Origin of the sequence: Mesorhizobium sp. WSM3864, assembly GCF_002294955.1 — a bacterium.
Lineage (GTDB): Bacteria > Pseudomonadota > Alphaproteobacteria > Rhizobiales > Rhizobiaceae > Mesorhizobium.
Window position 1 is genome coordinate 278788 of record NZ_NSGD01000005.1, and the last position, 22173, is coordinate 300960.

General features: G+C 64.4%; 19 protein-coding genes. 11 read left to right on the top strand and 8 right to left on the bottom strand.

Annotated elements, in window-relative coordinates; genetic code table 11:
• The first annotated feature begins 146 nt into the window (after positions 1 to 146).
• Positions 147 to 1991, top strand: a complete 1845-nt coding sequence (gene ilvD / locus CK215_RS14060) for a dihydroxy-acid dehydratase (protein WP_095831339.1) — start codon at positions 147 to 149, stop codon at positions 1989 to 1991.
• A 144-nt stretch (positions 1992 to 2135) separates the two neighbouring features.
• On the opposite strand, the gene CK215_RS14065 is transcribed toward ilvD, so the two are convergent.
• Complete coding sequence (locus CK215_RS14065; protein ID WP_095831253.1) at positions 2136 to 3890, bottom strand: ABC transporter ATP-binding protein; 1755 nt, start codon at positions 3888 to 3890, stop codon at positions 2136 to 2138.
• 166 nt (positions 3891 to 4056) lie between these two features.
• Between CK215_RS14065 and CK215_RS14070 the strand changes: the two genes are divergently transcribed.
• Together CK215_RS14070 and CK215_RS14075 are read left to right on the top strand one after the other, a co-directional pair.
• Positions 4057 to 5337: an amidohydrolase family protein gene (locus tag CK215_RS14070; RefSeq protein ID WP_095831254.1), complete on the top strand. Its 1281-nt coding sequence runs from the start codon at positions 4057 to 4059 to the stop codon at positions 5335 to 5337.
• 83 nt (positions 5338 to 5420) lie between these two features.
• Positions 5421 to 6344: a DMT family transporter gene (locus CK215_RS14075; RefSeq protein ID WP_095831255.1), complete on the top strand. Its 924-nt coding sequence runs from the start codon at positions 5421 to 5423 to the stop codon at positions 6342 to 6344.
• On the opposite strand, the gene CK215_RS14080 is transcribed toward CK215_RS14075, so the two are convergent.
• The gene (locus CK215_RS14080; RefSeq protein ID WP_095831340.1) at positions 6341 to 7243 is read right to left on the bottom strand and encodes a phosphotransferase family protein; all 903 of its coding nucleotides are present in this window, start codon (positions 7241 to 7243) and stop codon (positions 6341 to 6343) included. The two genes, CK215_RS14075 and CK215_RS14080, sit on opposite strands and share 4 nt — an antisense overlap.
• A gap of 95 nt (positions 7244 to 7338) precedes the next feature.
• On the opposite strand from CK215_RS14080, the gene CK215_RS14085 reads away from it, so the two are divergent.
• The gene (locus tag CK215_RS14085; protein ID WP_095831256.1) at positions 7339 to 7971 is read left to right on the top strand and encodes a class I SAM-dependent methyltransferase; all 633 of its coding nucleotides are present in this window, start codon (positions 7339 to 7341) and stop codon (positions 7969 to 7971) included.
• A gap of 12 nt (positions 7972 to 7983) precedes the next feature.
• Here the strand turns inward: CK215_RS14085 and CK215_RS14090 are convergent, their stop codons facing one another.
• From CK215_RS14090 to CK215_RS30735, 3 genes are all read right to left on the bottom strand, one after another.
• Entirely contained in the window at positions 7984 to 10437 is a 2454-nt protein-coding gene (locus tag CK215_RS14090; RefSeq protein ID WP_095831257.1) for an FAD-dependent oxidoreductase, read from the bottom strand.
• Complete coding sequence (locus tag CK215_RS14095) at positions 10434 to 11330, bottom strand: phosphotransferase family protein (RefSeq protein WP_095831341.1); 897 nt, start codon at positions 11328 to 11330, stop codon at positions 10434 to 10436. The genes CK215_RS14090 and CK215_RS14095 overlap by 4 nt, the downstream gene beginning before the upstream one ends.
• Before the next feature lie 207 nt (positions 11331 to 11537).
• Entirely contained in the window at positions 11538 to 11726 is a 189-nt protein-coding gene (locus CK215_RS30735) for a hypothetical protein (RefSeq protein ID WP_127214944.1), read from the bottom strand.
• Positions 11727 to 11730: 4 nt separating this feature from the next.
• Here CK215_RS30735 and CK215_RS14100 point away from each other — a divergent pair, with 4 nt between their 5' ends.
• From CK215_RS14100 to CK215_RS14135, 7 genes are all read left to right on the top strand, one after another.
• Entirely contained in the window at positions 11731 to 12495 is a 765-nt protein-coding gene (locus tag CK215_RS14100; RefSeq protein ID WP_067003591.1) for a DeoR/GlpR family DNA-binding transcription regulator, read from the top strand.
• A gap of 53 nt (positions 12496 to 12548) precedes the next feature.
• Positions 12549 to 13460 (top strand): LysR substrate-binding domain-containing protein, encoded by a 912-nt coding sequence (locus CK215_RS14105; RefSeq protein ID WP_067003593.1) that lies wholly within the window; start codon positions 12549 to 12551, stop codon positions 13458 to 13460.
• A 282-nt stretch (positions 13461 to 13742) separates the two neighbouring features.
• On the top strand, positions 13743 to 14897 hold the full coding sequence (locus tag CK215_RS14110; RefSeq protein WP_095777615.1) for an ABC transporter substrate-binding protein: 1155 nt from the start codon (positions 13743 to 13745) through the stop codon (positions 14895 to 14897).
• Between the two features lie 190 nt (positions 14898 to 15087).
• On the top strand, positions 15088 to 16086 hold the full coding sequence (locus CK215_RS14115) for an ABC transporter ATP-binding protein (protein WP_067003595.1): 999 nt from the start codon (positions 15088 to 15090) through the stop codon (positions 16084 to 16086).
• Between the two features lie 283 nt (positions 16087 to 16369).
• Positions 16370 to 17275, top strand: a complete 906-nt coding sequence (locus CK215_RS14125) for an ABC transporter permease (protein ID WP_197504285.1) — start codon at positions 16370 to 16372, stop codon at positions 17273 to 17275.
• On the top strand, positions 17265 to 18080 hold the full coding sequence (locus tag CK215_RS14130) for an ABC transporter permease (RefSeq protein ID WP_067003601.1): 816 nt from the start codon (positions 17265 to 17267) through the stop codon (positions 18078 to 18080). Before CK215_RS14125 ends, CK215_RS14130 begins: the two co-directional genes overlap by 11 nt.
• A gap of 118 nt (positions 18081 to 18198) precedes the next feature.
• Entirely contained in the window at positions 18199 to 19626 is a 1428-nt protein-coding gene (locus CK215_RS14135; protein ID WP_095777576.1) for a gamma-aminobutyraldehyde dehydrogenase, read from the top strand.
• Positions 19627 to 19672: 46 nt separating this feature from the next.
• Here the strand turns inward: CK215_RS14135 and CK215_RS14140 are convergent, their stop codons facing one another.
• The 3 genes from CK215_RS14140 to CK215_RS14150 all read right to left on the bottom strand — a co-directional run bounded on the left by CK215_RS14140 (position 19673) and on the right by CK215_RS14150 (position 22165).
• A complete protein-coding gene (locus CK215_RS14140) occupies positions 19673 to 19987 on the bottom strand; it encodes a hypothetical protein (RefSeq protein ID WP_095777575.1) in 315 nt (104 codons plus the stop codon).
• A 42-nt stretch (positions 19988 to 20029) separates the two neighbouring features.
• Positions 20030 to 20386 (bottom strand): nuclear transport factor 2 family protein, encoded by a 357-nt coding sequence (locus CK215_RS14145; RefSeq protein ID WP_067003749.1) that lies wholly within the window; start codon positions 20384 to 20386, stop codon positions 20030 to 20032.
• Between the two features lie 225 nt (positions 20387 to 20611).
• Positions 20612 to 22165 (bottom strand): alpha/beta fold hydrolase, encoded by a 1554-nt coding sequence (locus CK215_RS14150; RefSeq protein ID WP_095831258.1) that lies wholly within the window; start codon positions 22163 to 22165, stop codon positions 20612 to 20614.
• Positions 22166 to 22173 lie beyond the last annotated feature (8 nt).

Here is a 22173-nt window from a genome sequence, read left to right on the forward strand (position 1 = left end):
CTTTTTCGCCCGATGCTTTTTTCGCAAGAATCTGGCGCAGTGCAAAATGGTGGTCATGCCGGGCTATGGCCGCTATAACCGCTGCCGACTAAAATTTGAGCGCCGCCCGCCGTGCATCGGCGTGGCCGGCCAGCAAGGACAATCCGATGCCTGCCTATCGTTCCCGCACCACTACCCATGGCCGCAACATGGCCGGCGCCCGCGGCCTGTGGCGCGCCACCGGCATGAAGGATTCGGATTTCGGCAAGCCGATCATCGCCGTGGTCAACTCCTTCACCCAGTTCGTCCCGGGCCATGTGCACCTGAAGGATCTCGGCCAGCTCGTAGCGCGCGAGATCGAGAAGGCGGGCGGCGTCGCCAAGGAATTCAACACCATCGCCGTCGACGACGGCATCGCCATGGGCCATGACGGCATGCTCTATTCGCTGCCCTCGCGCGAGCTGATCGCCGACTCCGTCGAATACATGGTCAACGCGCATTGCGCCGACGCCATTGTCTGCATCTCCAACTGCGACAAGATCACCCCCGGCATGCTGATGGCCTCGCTGCGCCTCAACATCCCGACCGTCTTCGTCTCCGGCGGGCCGATGGAGGCCGGCAAGGTGGTGCTGGGCGGCAAGGCGCAAGCGCTCGACCTGGTCGACGCCATGGTCGCCGCCGCCGACGACCGCGTCTCCGACGAGGACGTCAAGGTCATCGAGCGCTCGGCCTGCCCGACCTGCGGCTCCTGCTCGGGCATGTTCACCGCCAATTCGATGAACTGCCTGACCGAGGCGCTCGGCCTGTCGCTGCCCGGAAACGGCTCGACTTTGGCCACCCATGCCGACCGCAAGCGCCTGTTCGTCGAGGCCGGCCATCTCGTCGTCGATCTCGCCCAACGCTATTACGAGCAGGAGGACGACAGCGCGCTGCCGCGCAGCATCGCCTCCAAGGGCGCCTTCGAAAACGCCATGGCGCTCGACATCGCCATGGGCGGCTCGACCAACACCGTGCTGCACATCCTTGCAGCCGCGCATGAGGGCGAGGTCGACTTCACCATGGAAGACATCGATCGGCTGTCACGGAAAGTGCCGGTGCTGTGCAAGGTGGCGCCGGCCAAGTCCGACGTGCATATGGAGGACGTCCACCGCGCCGGCGGCATCATGGCGATCCTCGGCCAGCTCGACGAGGCGGGCCTGATCAACCGCGACTTGCCGACGGTGCACACCGCGACGCTGGGCCAAGCGCTCGACCATTGGGACATTTCCCGCACCTCCAGCCAGAATGTCCGCGATTTCTTCCTTGCGGCCCCCGGCGGCGTGCCGACGCAGGTCGCCTTCAGCCAGGATCGCCGCTGGGAGGATCTCGACACCAACCGCGAGACGGGCGTCATCCGCTCGGCCAAGACGCCTTTCTCCAAGGATGGCGGCCTCGCCGTGTTGAAGGGCAATCTGGCGCTCGACGGCTGCATCGTGAAGACGGCCGGCGTCGACGAGTCGATCCTGAAATTCACCGGTCCGGCCCGCGTCTTCGAAAGCCAGGACGCTTCCGTCAAGGCGATCCTCGGCAACGAGATCAAGGCGGGCGACATCGTCGTCATCCGCTATGAGGGGCCGCGCGGCGGCCCCGGCATGCAGGAGATGCTCTACCCGACCAGCTATCTTAAGTCGAAGGGCCTCGGCAAGGCCTGCGCGCTGATCACCGACGGCCGCTTCTCCGGCGGCACGTCGGGTCTGTCGATCGGCCACGTCTCGCCGGAAGCCGCCGAGGGCGGGCTGATCGGCCTGGTTCAGGAAGGCGACACGATCGAGATCGACATCCCGAACCGCAAGATCCGTCTCGCCGTCAGCGAAGCCGAGCTCGACGCCCGCCGCAAGGCTATGGCGGCCAAGGGCGCGGAGGCCTGGAAGCCTGAGGAAAAGCGCAAGCGCAAGGTGACGACGGCGCTGCGCGCCTACGCCGCCTTCGCCACCAGCGCCGACAAAGGTGCTGTCAGGAAAGTGCCGGAATAATAAGTCGGGCAGCACCCCCCTACCTCCCCCTTGTGGGCCCCTCTGTGGGGAGGTCGGACCGAAGGTCCGGGTCGGTCGGCGCCGCACCTCCACCCCGCTGCTGCGCAGCGACCCTCCCCACAACGGGGAGGGTAAGCGCCGGCGTCACGGCATCAGCTGATATTCATAAAGCTTCTGATAGAGTCCGCCCTGTTTGAGCAGGGACTTGTGCGGGCCGCTTTCCAGCACCTTGCCGTTTTCCAGCACCACGATCGTGTCGGCTTGATGCACCGTTGACAGCCGATGCGCGATGACGATGGTCGTGCGCCCGACCGTGAGTTGCTGCAGCGCGTCGCGGAACAGCGCTTCCGATTCGGCGTCCAGCGCGCTGGTCGCCTCGTCGAGCAGCAGGATCTCGGCATTGCGCAGCATGGCGCGCGCGATCGAGATGCGCTGGCGCTGGCCGCCGGACAGCAACGAGCCGTTCTCGCCCACCTCCGTGTCGTAGCCCTTGGCCATGGCGCTGATGAAGTGATGCGCGTTGGCGGCCTTGGCCGCGGCGATCACCTCCTCGTCGGTCGCGTCCTGACGCCCGAGACGTATGTTGTGCATGATGGTGCCGGCGAACAGGAATGTGTCCTGGCTGACATAGGCAATCTTCTGCCTGAGTGAATCGAGCGTGGCGAAGGAGATGTCCTGGCCGTCGAACATCACCTTGCCGCTCTGCGGGTCGTACATGCGCATGATCAGGTTGAGGATCGTTGACTTGCCGCCGCCGGAAGGTCCGACCAGCGCCGTCATCTTGCCGGCCGCCAGGGTCAGGTTGAGATGTTCGAAAACCGGCGGGCTCTCGGGATAGGCGAAGCTGACATTGTCGAAGCGGATTTCGCCCGGGCCCGGCTGCAGCGGCTTGGCGCCGGGCTTTTCGGCCAGCGTCAGCGGCCGGTCGGCAAGCTGGAACATCATGCGCACGCCGACAATGCCGGTCTCCAGCGAGATGCGCACGCGCGCCAGCCGCTTTGCCGGCTCATAAGCGAGCAGCAGCGCCCCGATAAAGGCCATGATGTTGCCCGGCATCTGGCCGCCCTGCAGCACCAGGAAGCCGCTGATGAAGACTGCGCCGGCAATCGCCAGACCGGCAAGCGTTTCCATCACCGGGCTGGTGGCTGCCTCGAGCGTCGCGATGTTGTTGGCGCGGTTCTGGACGTCCGACACGGCCTTGTACATGCGCTTGCGCATCGCGCCTTCGAGATTGAAGGATTTGACGACGCGCACGCCGATTGCCGTTTCCTGCATCACATGCACGATCTGGCCGAGCGAGCGGAATTCCATCTTGGCGATCTGGCGCACGCGCTTGAGAATGCTGTTGACGCCGTGGATCGCCACCGGTCCGACGACGAAGCAGATCAGCGACAGCGCCGGCTGCTCCCAGACCATCACTGCGACCAGCACGATCAGCGTCACCAGATCGCGCACATAGGACGTGACAACGAGGTCGAGCACGCTGCGCGCGGCTTGGGCGTTGTTGGTCATGCGGGTGATCAGGTCGGACGACGAGGTCGAATGGTAGAATTCGATGCCTTGCGCCAGGATCCGGTCATAGATCTTTCGCTGCCTATCGGCGATGATGGCATTGCCGACCCGGCTCATGAAATAGGCCTGAACGAAGGTCGCCAGGCCCTTGAGGACGAAGATAGCGGCGACCGCGGCCGCGATCAGGTTGACGCGATCCGCTCTCTTGTAGACCACGAATTCGTTGGTGATCTCCTTCAGGATCCATGCGCTTGCCCCCGTCATGGCGGCCACCACCAGCATCGACACAATGGCCGCGCCATAGCCGAATTTATGCTCCCGGAAAGATTCTCGTACCAGCCTTGCGACAAGGCGCTGGTTCTCCGTCGAGCGGAAGAAGCGAAACAAACGGCCGATCCTGTGTCTGGCTTAGCAAATTTCGGATTCGCCACGGGGGCGAGAGGCGGCTTATAGAGCGAGTTGGCGCCGGAGGAAACGCCGGCAGGGAAGAAACGGCTGCGGCGGGCCGCCTTTCCGATCACGATAACGCTGATTCTACCAAAGGGATGATGACATGGATTTCGACCTCATCGTGCGCGGCGGCACGCTGCCGGACGGCAGGATCGCCGATATCGGCATCGCTGGCGAAACCATCGCCGCGATCGAGCCTCAGTTGCAAGGCGCAGCTCGGAGCGAGGTCGACGCGCGCGGCAATCTTGTCACGGCGCCCTTCGTCGATCCGCATTTCCATATGGACGCCACGCTCTCCTATGGCATTCCGCGCATCAACGCTTCGGGCACGTTGCTCGAAGGCATTGCGCTCTGGGGCGAGTTGAAGCCGCTCCTGACGCATGAGGCCGTGCGCGACCGCGCGCTCGCCTATTGCGACTGGGCGGTGTCGATGGGCCTGCTTGCCATCCGCACCCATGTCGATGTCTGCGACGACCGGCTGCTTGCCGTGGAAGCTCTGCTGGACGTGAAGAAAACGGTCGCGCCCTATCTCGACCTGCAGCTGGTCGCCTTTCCGCAGGACGGGTTTTATCGCTCGCCGACGGCCCGCGAAAACACAATCCGGGCGCTGGATATGGGCGTCGACATCGTCGGCGGCATCCCGCATTTCGAGCGCAGCATGGGCGACGGCACCCGCTCGGTGACGGAGCTCTGCGAGATCGCGGCGAAGCGCGGCCTGATGGTCGACATGCATTGCGACGAGACCGACGACCCGCTTTCGCGCCACATCGAGCAGCTTGCCTATGAAACGCAGCGCTTCGGCTTGCAGGGCAGGGTGGCGGGCTCGCACCTCACCTCGATGCATTCCATGGACAATTACTACGTCTCGAAGCTGTTGCCGCTGATCGCCGAGGCCGGCGTTTCTGCGATCCCCAATCCGCTGATCAACATCATGCTGCAGGGGCGCCACGATACTTTCCCCAAGCGGCGCGGCCTGACCCGGGTGAAGGAGATGCAGGCGCTCGGCATCCGCGTCGGCTGGGGCCAGGACTGCGTGCTCGACCCATGGTATTCGCTGGGCACGGCGGACATGCTCGACGTGGCCTTCATGGGCCTGCATGTCGCGCAGATGTCGAGCCCGGCCGACATGGCGCGCTGCTTCGACATGGTCACCAACGTCAACGCCGCGATCATGGGGCTTGATCATCTGGGTCTGACCGTCGGCAAGCGGGCGAGCCTTGTCGTGCTCGACGCCGGCAATCCGATCGAGGCCGTCCGCCTGCGCCCCGAGCGCCTCTGTGTCATCGCCAGGGGCAAGGTGGTGGCCGAACGGACCAGGCAGGAGACGCGGCTGTCGATCGCCGGTCGGCCGGAGAACGTCAACCGCAGGCACAAATCCGCGTAGCGCCAGCCGATTTCCGCCGCTGGTCTTACGGATCGTCCGAATTTCCCTCCTCAAAGCGACAGATTGCGAGTAGGGAGCCGGGCATGGCCCAGTTCCTCGCCCGCAATCTTACGATCAAGAATGTCCTGCTCGCCGGCATTCTCTTGATGCTGGCCGGCGACTTCATGTTCGCGCTGAACGACGCGATGGGCAAATGGCTGGTCGCTTCCTTCTCGGTCGGTCAGGTGGTGCTGGTCCGCTCCATCGGCGCCTTCTTGGTGCTTGGGCCGATGATCGCCAACCAGGGCGCAGGCAAGCTTTTTCAGGTGGAAAGGCCGGTGCTGCAGGTCCTGCGCGTCGCGGCGACCACGCTCGATACCGGGCTGTTCTATGCCGCGGTCGTCTATCTGCCGCTCGCCGACGTGATGAGCTTCTACATGGCCGGACCGATCTATGTCGCCGCGCTCTCGCATCTCCTGCTCGGCGAGAAGGTCGGCTGGCGGCGCTGGCTGGCGATCCTGGTCGGCTTCTGCGGTGTGCTGATCATCCTGAAGCCATCGTCGGCCGCGTTTTCGCTGTCATCGGCCTATGCGCTGATCGGCAGCATTGCCTTCGGCTTCGCCATCATTCTCGGCCGGCGTTTGCGCGGAACGAGTGACACGACGCTGGTCACCTGGCAGACCATCGGCACGTTGATTGTCGGCGGCGTTCTGACCATCGGCGCCTGGCGTACGCCGTCGGCGCTCGATTTCGGCGCCATGCTTTTGCTCGGCATCGTCTCCTGCGCCGCCCATCTGATGATCACCCGCGCGCTGAAACTGGCGCCGGCGTCAACGCTTGCGCCGCTGCATTACAGCCTGCTGCTGTGGGCCATTGTCTTCGGCCTGGTCTTCTTCGGCGATGTGCCGAGCCCGCGGATACTCGCCGGCTCGGCCATCGTTGTGCTCGCCGGCATCTTCATCTTCTATCGCCAGAAGGTGGTCGAGACCGTCGTGCCGCCCGAGAATGTGCCGAAGGGCGTCAATTAGCCCTTTCGTATTGCGGCCAGGTGCCGTGAAAACTCGGGCGTCTCCATCAGCGCCTTGCAGCGGGCGAAGCGTCCGTCCGCATAGGCGCGGAAATCGTCGACCGGGTTGTTGTTGGCGAGCTGGATCAGCCCCCACAGCGTCCAGAGCAGGTCGCACATGGCCTTGTAGATGACGACGCGGCCGCGCTCGGCCGGCCTTGCTTCGCCGCCGAAATAGGCGCGCATCAGCTCTTCGTCCTGGCCGGCGTCGAACTTGCCTTCGACCGAGAGGTCGCCGAGATCCCACAACGGATCGTTCATGCCGGAGTACTCCCAGTCGACGATCCACATCCGCTCCCCGGTATCGAGAAAGTTTTCGCAGAGCGGATCGCAGTGGCAGGCAGCAAGCTGGATCGGGTGCGTGACCAATGCTTCGCGCACGCTGCCCGCCTCGCGCACCACGTCGTGATAGCCGGGCGGCAGGGCCACATCCTTGGTCGACAGTACGTTCAGATAGTCGTCGATCATCGCAAACAGCTCGAAGCGGAAGGGGAAGACCGCGCCGGACGCATGCAGCTTGCGGAAGGCTGCGCCAGCACGCGCCGGACTGCCCTGTCTGGCCTTGAACTTTTCCGGCGACATGGTCTCGGCGTCGGCGACGAAGCGCGTTGCCATCAAGCCGGATGCGGGATCGGCAAAAAGCACCTCCGGGCTGACGCCGGCCTTGGCCGCCTCGCGCGCCGCCACTGCCTCGTTGGCGCGGTTGATATATTCCTCCGTGCCCTTGCCGGGAATGCGCAGGCAGACCTCGCCGGCCTTGTAGACACGGTTGGTAAGGCCGCCCAGCCGCTCCAGCGGACCCTTATACCTGGCAAGCGCCGGAATGGCGGCCAGCGCCGCGCGCGCCTCTTCCATCGTCACCCCCTTAACCATCACGCCATGTTTATGGCGGAACGGTTCCACAGTTTTTGCCGCTTGGCTACCATGGCCAACACGAATCGGCGGCGGGAGCGGCAATGGCGGAGGGCAAGCACAACAGCGCGCTAAGCGCGGCCTATGCCGCAACACGGCCGGACGAAGTGGCCGCAATCTACGATAGCTGGGCCGAAACTTACGACGCCGATATGTCGGCGGCCGGCTATCGCCATCCGACCATCTGCCTGGCCCTGCTTGCCCGCCATCTGCCGCGCGGCGCGGAACCCGTGCTCGACGCCGGCGCCGGCACAGGGCTGATCGGCGAATGGCTCGCCATCACCGGCTATCCACGTGTCGAGGCGCTCGACATCTCGCAAGGCATGCTGGACAAGGCCGGCGCCAAGGGCGTCTACACGGCGCTGCATCGTCTGGCGCTGGGCGGCGCCTTGCCTTTCGCGGACGGCGCCTATGCAGGCATCGTCTCGGCCGGCGTCTTCACCTCCGGCCATGTCGGCGTCGAGGGGCTGGACGAGCTGATCCGCATCTGCCGTCCAGGCGGCATCATCGTGCTGACGATCAAGAACACGCTCTGGCAGGCCGGCTTTGCCGAGCGGATCGCCGCGCTCGAAGCGGAGGGCGTCATAACCCGGCTTGAAGAAACACGGCCTTACGCCTCGATGCCCGGCGAGGGCGACGCGGTGCCAAGCAGAGGCCTCGTGCTGCGCGTCGGCTGACCGCTTTCCTACTTAAGCCTTTATCTTCTCTCCGGCCGGATCGTACATCGGCTCGAGATGGATCTTTGCCGGCGTGCGCTCCATCGCCACCACCAGTTCATAGGCGCCGGAGGCGAGGAAGTCGTCGCTGACGCCATCGGCGTTGCGCACATAGCCATAGCCGATGTTCTTCTCCACCGTATAGCCATAGCCGCCACTGGTGAGATAGCCGACCGGTTGGCCGTTGCGCAGGATCGTCTCGCGTCCGGCCAGGACGACGTCCGGATCGTCGACCGTGAAGCCGGCAAAGCGTTTCGTCAGCGGCTGGCCGGCCACTTTCTCCAGCGCCCGCCGCCCGATGAAGCCGTTGTTCTTCCTGAGCTTCACAGCCCAGCCGAGGCCCGCTTCCTGCGGCGTGTCGTTCGGCGTGATGTCCGCCCCCCAGGCGCGATAGCCCTTTTCCAGCCGCAGCGATTCCAGCGCCCGGTAGCCGACCGGGCAGATGCCATGCTGTTTCCCGGCTGCCATCAGGGCATCAAAAATCTCGCCCGTCGCGGCGATCGGCACATGCAACTCCCAGCCGAGCTCGCCGACATAGGTCACCCGCAGCGCCCGCACGGTGTGGCCGGCGATGTCGATCTCGCGCGCGTGGCCGAAGGGGAAGGCGGCGTTGGAGACATCTGCACCCGTTACCGCCGACAGCACGTCGCGGGCGCGCGGCCCCATCAGCGACAGCGTGCCGAAATCCTCGGTGACATCTTTCAGCGCCGCGTCGAGTCCGTGGCCGAGATGGTCGTTGATCCATGAAAAATCATGCGTGCGGAAACCGGTGCCGGTGACGATGTAGAACCTGTCCTCGCCGAGCCGTGCCACCGTGAGGTCTGCTTCGATGCCGCCGCGCGTGTTGAGAAGCTGCGTATAGGTCAGCCGGCCGACCGGCTTGTTGATGTCGTTGGCGCAGATCCAGTCGAGCGCCTTCAGCGCATCGGCCCCGGTCATCTCATATTTGGCAAAGGAGGATTGGTCGAAGATGCCGACTTTCTCGCGCACATGGCGGTGCTCGTCGCCGACCGGGGTAAACCAGTTCTGCCGCCCCATCGAATAGACGTCTTCCGGCTTGATGCCATCGGGCGCGAACCAGTTCGGCCGCTCCCAGCCGAGCTTGGAGCCGAACACGGCACGGTGGGTTTTCAACCGCTCGTAAAGCGGCGAAACGATGCGCGGCCGGCCGGACAGATACTCTTCGTGCGGAAAACCGATCGTGTAGTGCTTGCCATAGGCCTCGAGCGTGCGGTCGCAGACCCATTGCCGGTCGCGGTGCAGGTTGGAAAAACGCCTGATGTCGACCACCCAGAGGTCGAGCGGCGCCTCGCCGTCGACCACCCATTGCGCCAGCACCCAGCCGGCGCCGCCGCCGGACGCGATGCCGAAGGCGTTGAAGCCGGCGCCGACGAACATGTTGGCGCATTCGGGCGCGACACCAAGGATGAAATTGCCGTCCGGGGTAAAGCTCTCCGGCCCGTTGATCATTTGCTTGACGCCGACATTGGCCAGCGCCGGCACCCGCTCGATCGCCTGGGCCATATGCTGCTCGAAGTGGTCGTAATCGTCATCGAACAGGCGGAACGCCCAGTCCTTGGGTACGTCGCCCCCTGGGAGCTCAGTCGTCCAGGCCTGCGGGTTCGGCTCATAGCCGCCCATCACCAGCCCGCCGACCTCTTCCTTGAAATAGGTGCGGCGGTCGGGGTCACGGATTGTCGGCGCGTCGTTGGCCAGCCCCTCGATCTTCTCGGTGATGATGTATTGGTGCTTGACCGGCTGCAGCGGCACGTTGATGCCGGCCATCACGCCGACCTGCCTTGCCCATTGCCCGGCGCAGTTCACCACCTTGTCGCAGGAAATGTCCCCCTTTTCGGTCTTCACCGCGGTGATGCGTTCGTCCTTCATCTCAAATCCGGTGACGCGCGCGTCCTCGAATAGTTTTGCGCCATGCATGCGCGCGCCCTTGGCGAGCGATTGCGTGATGTCGGAGGGGCTGGCCTGGCCGTCGGTCGGCAGCCAGGAGGCGCCGACGAGATCGCCGGTTTCCATCAGCGGCCACATGCGCTTCACCTCGGCGGGCGACAGCAGCTGCATGTCCATGCCGAAGCTTTTTGCCGTCGTCGCCAATCGCTTGAACTCGGTCCAGCGGTCGGCGTTGGTGGCAAGCCTCAGGCACCCGGTCATTTTCCAGCCGGTCGCCAGTCCCGTCTCGGCCTCGAGCCCCTTATAGAGCTCGACGGAATATTTGAGCACGCGGGTGATTGAGGCCGACGAGCGCAGCTGCCCGACCAGTCCGGCCGCGTGCCAGGTCGAGCCCGAGGTCAGCTTGCCTTGCTCCAGCAGCACCACGTCGGCCTTGTGGTCGCGCGCCAAATGATAGGCGGTCGAGCAGCCGATGATGCCGCCGCCGATGACCACGATCCCGGCATGGCTGGGCAAAGTCATGATCTTGTCCCGTATCTCGTCCGGTAGTTTTCCAGTGCAGCGTCGAGCCGCACCAGGTTTTCTTCGGTATAGGCGACGTAGTCGATCCCGGGCGCGTCGAGATAGAGCTCGGAAACCATGCTCCACATTGCCTCGCGCAGCAGTGAGGCGCATTGCATGGCCGCGTGCGAGCGGCGGATCTCGCTGTCCGGCTCCTTCATGAAATAGGCGGTCAGGAAGGCGAAGGATTCCTCGTCGCTCATCCCCGCATTCGAGGCGGCGCCGGCCAGATCGAACATGGCCGTGTTGAAGCCGGCATATTCGAAATCGATCAGCCACAGCCGCTTGCCGTCGTCGAGGATGTTGGCCGGCAAAAGATCATTGTGGCCGAAGACGATCGGCAAAAGCTTCTGCGCCCGTTCGAACTCGTCGGCTAAAGCGAGATAGCGCGGCAGCTCGTCCTTCTTGCGGCTGCCGCCTTCCTCGAGCGTGCGCGCATAGTCGCGGATGACATGAAAGACCCAGAACATGAAACCGGCGCCGGAGACGTGGTTCGGCATCTCGCGGTGAAAGCGCCGCAGCAGCGCCGCCACGCGGCCGAGGTCGGCGCGCACATCATCGGCGAGGAAGGTCCTGGCGCCGAGAAACTGGGTCACCAGAATTCCGGGCTCGGCGTAGTGGACGGCTGGCGCGAAACCGGCCGCATGCGCCGCCCGCGCCGTCATCACCTCGCGCTCGCGAAAGACATGGTGGAACGGGAAGTCCTGGCCGAAGCGCACCACGTGCCGGCCGGCGGCGTCGGTAACGACATAGTTGGCGTTGCTGAGGCCGCCGGGCAGCGGCTCGATCTCGATGCCGCCGCTCCAGCAGGGCAGGGCGCGGATGCGGTCTTCGGTGGTTGCGGCGGCGCTCACGGGTTCGGTCCTGCTTCGGCCGGCTTTCGACAAAGCGCCGGTCTCTCACAAAGCGATGAGAGAAAAAAGAAAGGCCTCGTCGGTGCGGGATGCCGGGATTGATATCCCTCACCACACCGACGAGCCCCTTGGCCAGGCTTAGGATCCCGGCATCCGCCCCCGCGGATTCGAAAAAAGCTCGCGCCAGGCACGTTCCAGAAAATCTGGTCAGTCGATTGCGGCTCTGCCATCACCCTCCTGTGGCAGTTCCGAGCCTGTCACGACAACAATCTCACGCCAGCGTGATGTTGCTGTCAATAAAAAGCTGTGACCTTTTTTGGGTGTTTTGCCCGAAAATATGAGCAATTCCTTTAAAAGCGTTAGGAATGCCGTAGAATCGGTCAAAATCCCGGACATCCACATGATCCACTCGAAACGGCACGGCGAGATCCTGCGGCTCCTCGGTGAGGAGGGCACGATCACCATCGCCAGCCTGGCCGAGCGCCTGGGCGTGTCGCTGGAGACGGTCAGGCGCGACGTGAAACCGCTGACCGATGACGGGGCATTGCTCAAGATGCATGGCGCCGTCAGCCTGCGCTCGATGACAGGCGAGGCGCCGTTCGAGCGCCGCATGCGCGAGAATGCCGAGGCAAAGCGTCTGATTGCCCGCATGGTCGCGGCCACCATCCGCGACGGCGAGTCGATCATGCTCGACACCGGCACCACCACGTCCTTCCTGGCGCGCGAACTGCTCGGCCATCGCCGCCTGACGGTGGTCACCAATTCGTCCGACATCGCCCGTACGCTGGCGACGGTGAACGGCAACAAGGTCTATATGGCCGGCGGCGAGCTGCGCAGCGATTCAGGCGCTGCCCTCGGCGTCGCGGCGATCGAATTCGTAAGCCGCTTCTCGGTCAGCCACGCGGTGATCTCCATCGGCGCGGTCGACGCCGTCGCCGGCCTGACCGACTACGAGCTGGAGGAGGCGGAATTCGCCCGCATGGTGTTGTCGCGCGGGCAACGCTCGCTGGTCGTCACCGACCATACCAAGTTCGGCCGGCAGGGCCTGGTTCAGGTCTGCGGCTTCGACGGTTTCTCCGAGCTTGCCACCGACCAGCCGCCGCCGCGCGACATCGCCGCCGCTCTCAGCCAGGCCGGCGCGCGTCTCAGCATTGCGATGGCCTAGCGCCGGATGCGCCAACGGCTTTCCTTCCCGGCCGCGCCGGTGTTTAGTCGGGCATGGCCTTCACCATCCGCCAGCTCCAGTTCTTCGTCGCCGTCGCCGAGCAGGGCACGGTCTCGGGCGCCGCGCAGAACCTCTCCATCTCGCAATCCTCGGTCACCGAGGCGATCAAGGAGCTGGAGAGCGATCTCGGAGTCGAGTTGTTCGACCGCCACCCGCGCGGCCTCAACATCACCCATAAGGGGCACCAGTTCCTGCGCCACGCGACGAAAATCCTGGCCGACGTTTCCGATGCGCGCCGCGCTTTCCTCGGCGATCAACTCACAGCAGGCGGGCGGCTGCAGCTCGGGGTCACCTCGCTTGTTGCCGGCTACGTGCTCTCCGATCTGCTGGCTCGCTACCGCCGCGCGTATCCAAGCGTCGAAGTCTCGGCGATCGAGGACAATGGCGACTATCTCGAGCATCTGCTGGTCGGCGGCAAGCTCGACATCGCCGTCATGGTCACGTCGAATTTGCGCGATCGCACCGCGCTGCAGTCGGAAATCCTCGAAGTCTCGGCCTATCGGCTCTGGCTGCCGCTCAGCCACAAGCTCGCCAGCGCCGACATTATCTCGATCGGCGACATCGCTTCCGAACCGCTGATCATGCTGACCGTCGACGAGATCGAGGAGAACACCGGCAAGCTGCTGTCGGCGCTCGGTGCGAGACCGCATGTCGCCTTCCGCACCCGCTCCGTCGAGGCCGTGCGCAGCCTCGTCGCCACCGGCGCCGGCGTGGCGCTGCTGCCCGATCTCGTCTATCGTCCCTGGTCGCTGGAAGGCGACCGCATCGAATCCCGCGATATCTCCGGCTCGCTTCCGGTCGTCCAGGTCGGCATGGTTTGGCGCCGCGGTTCCAGCCTGCCGCAGGCCGCCCGCGACTTTATCGGACTTGCCCAGTCGCAGCGCATGGTACGGCAGCGGCTCTGATCAGAGCGATTCCAGCAAAGTGTGAACGGTTGGGCTCGGCGGACTTCGCCGCAACCTTCCGTCCGGAATGGCGTCGGAAAGAGTATCGGAAAATCCGATATCGGCTTTCTGATAAATGGATTTGCGAAACCGGAATTTTCACAGCACTTTTCGCTCAGGGAACAAAGCCGCTCGGGAGCGCGGCTGCCGGGGTGATGGGAACTCTGGCGTTCAGGTTTGCGTGTGATCCTTGTTGAAAACCGGATCGGTTTCGGGGTCATGCGCCAAAATGGGAGATCGATGATGAATGCATTCCTGAAGTCATGCACGGCGTTGACGGTTGCGCTGACCTTCTCGGGTCAGGCGATCGCCCAGGTCAAGGAAGTCGGCAAGGGCGAGGGCGAGCTGAATATCGTCGCCTGGCCGGGCTATATCGAGCGTGGCGAGACCGACAAGAACTACGACTGGGTGACCGCCTTCGAGAAGGAGACCGGCTGCAAGGTCAACGTCAAGACCGCCAATACGTCGGACGAGATGGTCTCGCTGATGAACGAGGGCGGCTTCGACCTGGTGACGGCTTCTGGTGATGCTTCTCTGCGCCTCGTCGCCGGCAAGCGCGTGCAGCCGATCAACACCGACCTCATCAAGAGCTGGAAGACGGTCGACGACCGTCTCAAGGACGCGCCCTGGTTCACCGTCGACAAGGTGCATTACGGCGTGCCCTACCAGTGGGGCCCGAACATCTTGATGTACAACACCACCGTCTTCAAGGAGGCGCCCAAGAGCTGGAACGTCGTTTTCGAGGAGATGAAGCTGCCCGATGGCAAGTCGAACAAGGGTCGTGTCCAGGCCTATGACGGCCCGATCCATATTGCCGATGCCGCCAACTACCTGATGTTCCACAAGCCGGAACTGGGCATCAAGGATCCGTACGAGCTCAGCGAAGACCAGTACAAGGCGGCGCTCGATCTGCTGCGCACCCAGCGCACCCTGGTCGGCCGCTACTGGCATGACGCCGCGATTCAGGTCGACGATTTCCAGAACGAAGGCGTCGTCGCCTCCGGCTCGTGGCCGTATCAGGTGAACACGCTGGTCGCCGCCAAGAAGCCTGTCGCCTCGACCGTGCCGGAGGAGGGCGTCACCGGCTGGGCCGACACCACCATGATGGAAGCCGACGCCGCCCATCCGAACTGCGCCTATATGTGGCTCGAGCACTCGCTCTCGCCCAAGGTCCAGGGCGATGTGTCGTCCTGGTTCGGCTCGCTGCCGGTCGTGCCCGCCGCCTGTAAGGGCAATGAACTGCTTGGCGACGAGGGCTGCAAGACCAACGGTTACGACAATTTCGAGAAGATCAAGTTCTGGAAGACGCCGATATCGAAATGCGCCAGCCAGAATGACAAATGCGTGCCCTATTACCGCTGGGTGTCGGACTATATCGGCGTCATCGGCGGGCGGTGAGTTCGCCTGGCTTTTAGAAGTTGGCGCTGCCCCTCACCCTTACCCTCTCCCCGTGAAGAACGGGGAGAGGGGTCGCCAGCGCTGGAGTTTGTCCCTTGTCCCCCGTCTTTCACGCGGAGAAGGTGCCGGCAGGCGGACGAGGGGCAGCACAGACGCCCGAATTTGAGAGCCTGAACCTTCAGGACAGATCATGACCTCCGCCGTTTCCTTCAAACAAGTCTCGCGCCATTTCGGCAGCGTGCGCGCCGTCGATGCGGTCGATCTCGACATCGCGCCGGGCGAGTTCTTCGCCATGCTCGGGCCGTCCGGTTCCGGCAAGACGACCTGCCTCAGGCTGATCGCCGGCTTCGAGCAGCCGACGGCCGGCTCGATCTCCATCTTCGGCGAGCGGGCCGAAGGCGTTCCGCCCTATCGCCGCAACGTCAACACCGTTTTCCAGGACTACGCGCTGTTCCCGCATCTGAACGTGCTCGACAACGTCGCTTACGGGCTGATGGTCAAGGGCGTCGGCAGGGTCGAACGGCTGAAGGCGGCGGAAGAGGCGCTCTCGCTGGTGCGCCTGCCGGGCTATGGGGCCCGGCGCCCCGGCCAGCTCTCCGGCGGCCAACGCCAGCGCGTCGCGCTTGCCCGGGCCCTCGTCAACCAGCCCAAAGTGCTGCTGCTCGACGAGCCGCTCGGCGCGCTCGACCTCAAGCTGCGCGAGAACATGCAGGAGGAACTGAAGTCGCTGCAGAAGGTGCTCGGCATCACCTTCGTCTTCGTCACTCACGACCAGGGCGAAGCGCTTTCCATGGCCGACCGTGTTGCCGTCTTCAACGACGGCAGAATCATGCAAGTCGGCACGCCTGAGGACATTTACCAGCGGCCGAGGACACGCTTCGTCGCCGATTTCGTCGGCTCGTCCAACGTGCTGCCGCCGGATTTCGTGCAGCGCTATTCCGGCCAGCATCGCTGGGGCAGCCTCAGGCCTGAATCCATCCGCGTATCGGGCGCGACGAGCGGCGATGGCGTTGCCGCGCGTCTGGTCGGGACCAACTATCTCGGCGCCACCACAAGGCTGGCGCTGGATGCCGATGGGCTGAGGCTGCATGCCATGGTGCCGGCGGGGACCGCGCTCCCTGCCGAAGGCGAGGCGGTGATGCTCACCTTCAACCGCGAGCACCTGCATCTGATGGACGAGTCGGCATGATTGCGGTTTGTGCAAAGCACCGCCCTCTGTCCTGCCGGATATCTCCCGCGCAAGCGGGGAGATTGGCTGTCGCCGCTCGCTTCGCCAATTTTCGACGTTGCAGAACTGGCGGGGCAGACGAGCTGCTGATCTCCCTCCTTGCGGGGGAGATGGCCGGCAGGCCAGAGGGGGGTGTGAAGGATCTCGGCCTTGCCGCCGTTGATCTGATCGTCGGTGCGGCGCGATGACAATCGCCGCTGTTCAATCCAAGCCCGTGCCCGCCATCCTGCCCGGCAACGGCGGCATGCGCGGGGCGCTCTCCGACCTCTTCTGGCGCCGGCCGATACTTCTCTTGCTGCTCATGCTGCTGCCGCCGCTTCTGTGGCTGGGCATCGTCTATATAGGCTCGCTTTTCGCGCTGCTTTTGCAGAGCTTTTTCTCGATCGACGAGTTCTCCGGCCTGATCAACCGCGAGTTCACGCTGAAGACCTATGGCGACCTGTTCCAGGCCGCCAATCTCGACATCATCCTGCGCACGGTGACGATGGCGGCGCTCGTGACGCTCGCCTCCGCGGTCATCGCCTTCCCCATCGCCTATTACGCGGCGCGCTATGCGCGCGGCCGCTGGAAGGCGCTGTTCTATCTCGGCGTCATGCTGCCGCTCTGGTCGAGCTATCTGGTCAAGATCTACGCCTGGAAACTGATCCTCGCCAAGGAAGGCATTCTCACTTGGCTGTTAGGCAAGCTCGGCCTGCTGTGGCTGCTCGAGGCCTGGCTGTCGTTGCCGATCGTCGGCGGCAACTCGCTGTCGGTCTCCTTCACCGGCACCTTCATCGTCTTCGTCTATGTCTGGCTGCCGTTCATGATCCTGCCTGTGCAGGCGGCGCTGGAACGCGTCCCCGGCAACCTCGTCGAGGCCTCGTCCGATCTCGGCGCCTCGCCCGGCCAGACCTTCCGCAACGTGCTCTTCCCGCTGGCGCTGCCGGGCATCGTCGCCGGCTCGATCTTCACCTTCTCGCTGACATTGGGCGACTACATCATCCCGCAGATCATCGGCACCTCGCGCCTGTTCATCGGCCAGGCCGTCTATTCGCAGCAAGGCACCGCCGGCAACATTCCTTTAGCCGCCGCCTTCACCGTGGTGCCCATCGTCATCATGGGCTTCTATCTGTGGGGCGCCAAGCGCCTGGGAGCTTTCGATGCGCTCTGATCGCGGCCAATCCGCTCCGCTCGGGCTGAAGATCGCCGCCGCCTGCGGCCTGCTCTTCCTGCACCTGCCGATCCTCTTGATCTTCGTCTATGCATTCACCACTGAAGAGAAGAGTTTTGTATGGCCGCCACCGGGTTTGACCACGCAATGGTTCGCCGTCACCTGGAACAGGCCGGATGTCTGGGAGGCGCTGTCGCTGTCGATCCGCGTCGCTGCCATTTCGACAGCGATCGCGCTGGTTCTTGGCACGCTCTGCGCCGCTGCGGTTTCGCGGACGCGCTTCTTCGGCCGCGAGGCGATTTCATTGCTCGTCATCCTGCCGATCGCGCTGCCCGGCATCATCACCGGCATCGCGCTGCGCTCGGCCTTTGCGCTCGCCGACATCCCGTTCTCGTTCTGGACGATCGTGCTCGGCCACGCCACCTTCTGCGTGGTCGTCGTCTACAACAATGCCGTCGCCCGTTTTCGCCGCACCTCAGGCTCGATGATCGAGGCCTCGATGGATCTCGGCGCCGACGGTTTTCAGACGTTTAGGCATGTCGTGCTGCCCAACATTGCAACCGCGCTGCTTGCCGGCGGCATGTTGGCCTTTGCGCTGTCCTTCGACGAGGTCATCGTCACCACCTTCACCGCCGGCCAGCAGCAGACCGTGCCGATCTGGATGCTGGAGGAGCTGATCAGACCGCGGCAGCGTCCGGTCACCAATGTCGTCGCCATGGTCGTCGTGCTGGTGACGCTGCTGCCGATCCTCTTTGCCTATTACCTGACCCGCGACGGCGACCAGATCGCCGGCTCGGGCAAATGAAAACAGCGAATAGGGATTAGCCAACAGCGAATAGGGAAAATCGATCGCGAACCCTGCCCGCCATTCGCAACTCGCTGCACGCAACTCGCTACTCGCTACTGCGAAGGGAGAAACCCCCATGGACACCCAGATGCTGATCGGCTCGAAATTCGACAAGGGCACCGAAATCGAGGAGCCGATCCTCAATCCGAAGACCGGCGCGACCATCCTCAACCTGCCGGAAGCAAGTCCGGCGCAGATCGAGGCGGCGGTCAGTGCCGCCGAACAAGCGTTCGTCAATTGGTCGCGCACCACGCCGGCGCAGCGCTCGGGCTATCTGCTGAAGATCGCCGATCGCATCGAGGCCGAAGCGAATGAGTTCGCCGCGCTCGAGGCGCTGAATTGCGGCAAGCCGATCAACGCCGTGCTCAATGACGAGATCCCGGCGATCGTCGATTGCTACCGCTTCTTCGCCGGCGCGGTGCGCTCGATGCCAGGCCAGGTCGCGGGCGAGTATCTGCCCGGCCACACCTCGATGGTGCGGCGCGATCCGATCGGCATCGTCGCCTCCATCGCGCCCTGGAACTATCCGCTGATGATGATGGCCTGGAAGCTGGCGCCGGCGATCGGCGGCGGCAACACCGTCGTCTTCAAGCCATCGGAGCAGACGCCGCTGACGGCGCTGAAGCTGGCGAGGATCCTGTCGGAGATCCTGCCCGAGGGCGTGGTCAATGTCGTCCTCGGCCGCGGCGACAGCGTCGGCAACACGCTGATCAATCATCCCAAGGTCAACATGATCTCGATCACCGGCGACGTCGCCACCGGGAAGAAAGTGCTGCAGGCGGCCGCCAAGTCGGTCAAGCGCACGCATCTCGAGCTCGGCGGCAAGGCGCCGGTCGTCGTTTTCGACGACGCCGATCTCGGCGCGGTGGTCAACGGTCTGCGCGCCTTCGGCTACTACAATGCCGGCCAGGACTGCACCGCCGCCTGCCGCATCTATGCCGGCAAGAAGATCTACGACAAGCTGGTTGCCGATCTCTCCTCGGCGGCGTCGACCATCAAATACAATCTGCCTGACGACACCGAGAACGAGATCGGGCCGCTGATCTCGCGCCGCCAGCGCGACCGCGTGTCAAGCTTCGTCGAGCGCGCTTCGGAATTGAAGCACATCGAGATCACCACCGGCGGCAAGCCGGGCGAGGGCTCCGGCTTCTACTACCAGCCGACGGTCGTCGCCGGAGCGTTGCAGGAAGACGAGATCGTGCGCCGCGAGGTGTTCGGCCCGGTCGTCTCGGTCACCCGCTTCTCGGAGGTCGACGAGGCGGTGAACTGGGCGAATGACAGCGACTACGGCCTGGCATCGTCGGTGTGGACCAGGGACGTCTCGCGCGCCATGACGACCGCCGCCCGGCTGCAATATGGCTGCACCTGGATCAACACCCACTTCATGCTCACCAACGAGATGCCGCATGGCGGCCTGAAGCAGTCCGGTTACGGCAAGGACATGTCGCTCTACGCGCTGGAGGACTACACCGCCGTCCGCCATGTGATGGTGGCGCACGGGTAAGTCCTCTACCTCTCCCCCTTGTGGGAGAGGTCGGCCACGCAGGCCGCTACTCGACGATGCGGTAGATGTTCCACAGGCTGGTGCCCGACACGACATAGGGCTCCAGCTCCTTGCCCCATTTGGCGTGCGCGTCGATCTTGGCGATCTTGGCGAAGAACTCCTCCAACTGGGCCAGGCTCTCGACCTGGTGGTGGGTCTCGATCGTCGCTTCGCGTGCGCCGACTGAACCGGTCATGAGCTGGAATTTCAGGTCGGCGAGCCCGACCTGCGAGCCGATCTCGCGCTCCCATTTCCGCATCAGCTCGAGCGCGGTCTGCTTGTGACCGAACTTGGCGTCGATCTGCCATCTGGCGCTGAACATCTTGGTTCTCCTCCCTGTCTTGCAGATGAATCCGTTCTTGAGCTACTCGTCCCAGGCCTGCACGACCGTCTGCCGCGCGATGCGGCCGTTCTTCAATTCGAGCATCGCGGCGCAGAACACCTTGGTGCCGTCGGGATAGGCGCAGGCCTGGGTGAAGGCGAGATTGTCGCCCTCGGCGATCGTGGCGTCGACCTTGTGGGTCATCGCCCGGCTGCAGATGTCGTCCCAGAAGGTGCTGATCGCCGCGCGGCCGCGGATTTCGCGCGGCTTGCTCGGCGGGTTGTTGCGGTCGATCACCCGCACCAGCGCATCGTCATTGTAGAAGCTCGCCAGCGTCTTGCCGTCGCGGCTCTCGATCGCTTTCTTGATCGCCGCGCCGTCCACTGTCTTGGTCAGCATTTCATCCTCCATGTGCCCATCGTCTTGGGCGGTAGATGTGCGAAGCGCTCCCCGGCGATTACTGCCGGGCGGGGATTTTCTCGTTGCGAATTGGCCATGGCGGCCGCGACCAGGTCGTCGGTCTGCTTCTTGAAGGTGACGAGTCCACCCGACGCGTGGCCTGCATGGGAGGAATTCATAGTCCTAGAGACACCCCTTTCGCTTCGCCCGAAAGCGCCATGGCACTCATGGCCCGTCCGGGCCAGTGTGCCTTGCCGAGAAGGCCGCCGCAGCAGCGCGCGACGGCAGGTCCAGCTTGAGCAATATGTTGGCGACGTGCCGCTTGACCGTATGCTCGCTGAGCCTCAGCTCGGCGGCGATCGCCGCATTGCTCATGCCGTCGGCAATCAGGTTCACCACCTCGCTTTCCCGCGCCGTCAGTGTAGCTGGCTGCAGGGCCCTGGGCCTGGGGCGGCAGGCCGGTTCCAGATGTTGTTCAGACGTGGCGTGGACCACCGGCAGCGGCTCGCTCAGCTCGTCGAGACTGACAAGTCCGGCGTCGATGAAACGCAGGCCGGAGCCTATCGCCAGTTCGGCGACCAGCCGCGAAGCGAGGATGTCGCCGGGTCCGGCATGGGTGGCGAGCTGCATGGTCACCCGCGCCGTGAGGCCGACCGGCTGGCCGCGCATTTCGATCTCGCCGACATGCACGCCTTGCCCACTTGCCACGCCAATCTGCTGCGCCGCATCGCGCAGCGCCGCTGCGCAGCGTATGGCGCGCGCCGGCCCGTCGAAACGAGAGATCATCAATTCGCCATGCGTGCCGGCAATCCGCCCACCATGGCGGCCCACCAGCAGCCGCCATGCTTCCTGGAAGCGCTGGCTGCGCTCGCTCCACATGCGGTCGCCGAGCTTGGCGGTGTCGAAGATGCGCGTCACCAGCAGCGCGGCAAGCACCCGCTCGGTGTCGGCCACCGCCGGCTGGCCGGTCAGGCACTCCTCGATCAGGTCGGCCACCCGGTCGACGTCCCCGGTCCAGATCGGATGGTCGCGCCCGGGTATCTCAACAAGCCGGGCGCCGCGAATCTTCTTGGCAAGGAAGCGGCTGGCCTCCGGATCGACGCGCGCGTCATTGCGGCGATGGATCAGCAGCGTCGGCGCGCTGATCGCGGACAGAATGCCGCGCACGTCGATGTCTGCATTCATGCGGGCAAGGGCTGCCGCGGCCGTCGGGCCGGCCGACAGCCGTTCGAACCGTGCCCACCACCGGGCAAAATGCGTGTCATCCACGCGGCCTGGCGCGAAATTGGGCAAGGTCGCGCCGGTGCCCCAGCAAGTCTCGGCAACCTCGATGAAGGCTTCCAGGCGCTCCGGCGGCATTACCCATTTGTGGAAATGCGCATAACCGCCATAGAGCACGAGTGCCCGCGTCCGCTCCGGGTAGGTCGCGGCAAACAGCATCGCCATCGGTGCGCCTTCCGAAGCGCCGAGGATCGCCGCGCGGCCGCTGCCGGTGGCGTCCATCACCGCGCGCACGTCATCCATGCGGGTTTCCAGGCCGGGCAGGTGATGGTTGTCCACTCGGTCCGAAAGCCCGGTGCCGCGTTTGTCGAACAGAATCAGCCGTGAGAAAGCCGAAAGCCGCTTCAGCAGGCGGCTGTAGCCCTCGTCTTCCCATTGGAGGTCGAGATTGGAGATGAAGCCGGGGACGAAGATGAGATCGAACGAGCCTTGGCCGACCACCTGATAGGCGATCCGCACATCCCCGCTACGGGCATATCTGGTCTCGATCGGCTTCACGCAACTAC

Excerpts from the sequence above, each read along its gene's own strand:
- ilvD (WP_095831339.1), top strand. The coding sequence starts at position 147 with ATGCCTGCCTATCGTTCCCGCACCACTACCCATGGCCGCAACATGGCC.
- CK215_RS14070 (WP_095831254.1), top strand. The coding sequence starts at position 4,057 with ATGGATTTCGACCTCATCGTGCGCGGCGGCACGCTGCCGGACGGCAGG.
- CK215_RS14075 (WP_095831255.1), top strand. The coding sequence starts at position 5,421 with ATGGCCCAGTTCCTCGCCCGCAATCTTACGATCAAGAATGTCCTGCTC.
- CK215_RS14085 (WP_095831256.1), top strand. The coding sequence starts at position 7,339 with ATGGCGGAGGGCAAGCACAACAGCGCGCTAAGCGCGGCCTATGCCGCA.
- CK215_RS14090 (WP_095831257.1), bottom strand. The coding sequence starts at position 10,437 with ATGACTTTGCCCAGCCATGCCGGGATCGTGGTCATCGGCGGCGGCATC.
- CK215_RS30735 (WP_127214944.1), bottom strand. The coding sequence starts at position 11,726 with ATGTCCGGGATTTTGACCGATTCTACGGCATTCCTAACGCTTTTAAAG.
- CK215_RS14100 (WP_067003591.1), top strand. The coding sequence starts at position 11,731 with ATGATCCACTCGAAACGGCACGGCGAGATCCTGCGGCTCCTCGGTGAG.
- CK215_RS14105 (WP_067003593.1), top strand. The coding sequence starts at position 12,549 with ATGGCCTTCACCATCCGCCAGCTCCAGTTCTTCGTCGCCGTCGCCGAG.
- CK215_RS14110 (WP_095777615.1), top strand. The coding sequence starts at position 13,743 with ATGAATGCATTCCTGAAGTCATGCACGGCGTTGACGGTTGCGCTGACC.
- CK215_RS14115 (WP_067003595.1), top strand. The coding sequence starts at position 15,088 with ATGACCTCCGCCGTTTCCTTCAAACAAGTCTCGCGCCATTTCGGCAGC.
- CK215_RS14125 (WP_197504285.1), top strand. The coding sequence starts at position 16,370 with ATGCGCGGGGCGCTCTCCGACCTCTTCTGGCGCCGGCCGATACTTCTC.
- CK215_RS14130 (WP_067003601.1), top strand. The coding sequence starts at position 17,265 with ATGCGCTCTGATCGCGGCCAATCCGCTCCGCTCGGGCTGAAGATCGCC.
- CK215_RS14135 (WP_095777576.1), top strand. The coding sequence starts at position 18,199 with ATGGACACCCAGATGCTGATCGGCTCGAAATTCGACAAGGGCACCGAA.
- CK215_RS14140 (WP_095777575.1), bottom strand. The coding sequence starts at position 19,987 with ATGTTCAGCGCCAGATGGCAGATCGACGCCAAGTTCGGTCACAAGCAG.
- CK215_RS14145 (WP_067003749.1), bottom strand. The coding sequence starts at position 20,386 with ATGCTGACCAAGACAGTGGACGGCGCGGCGATCAAGAAAGCGATCGAG.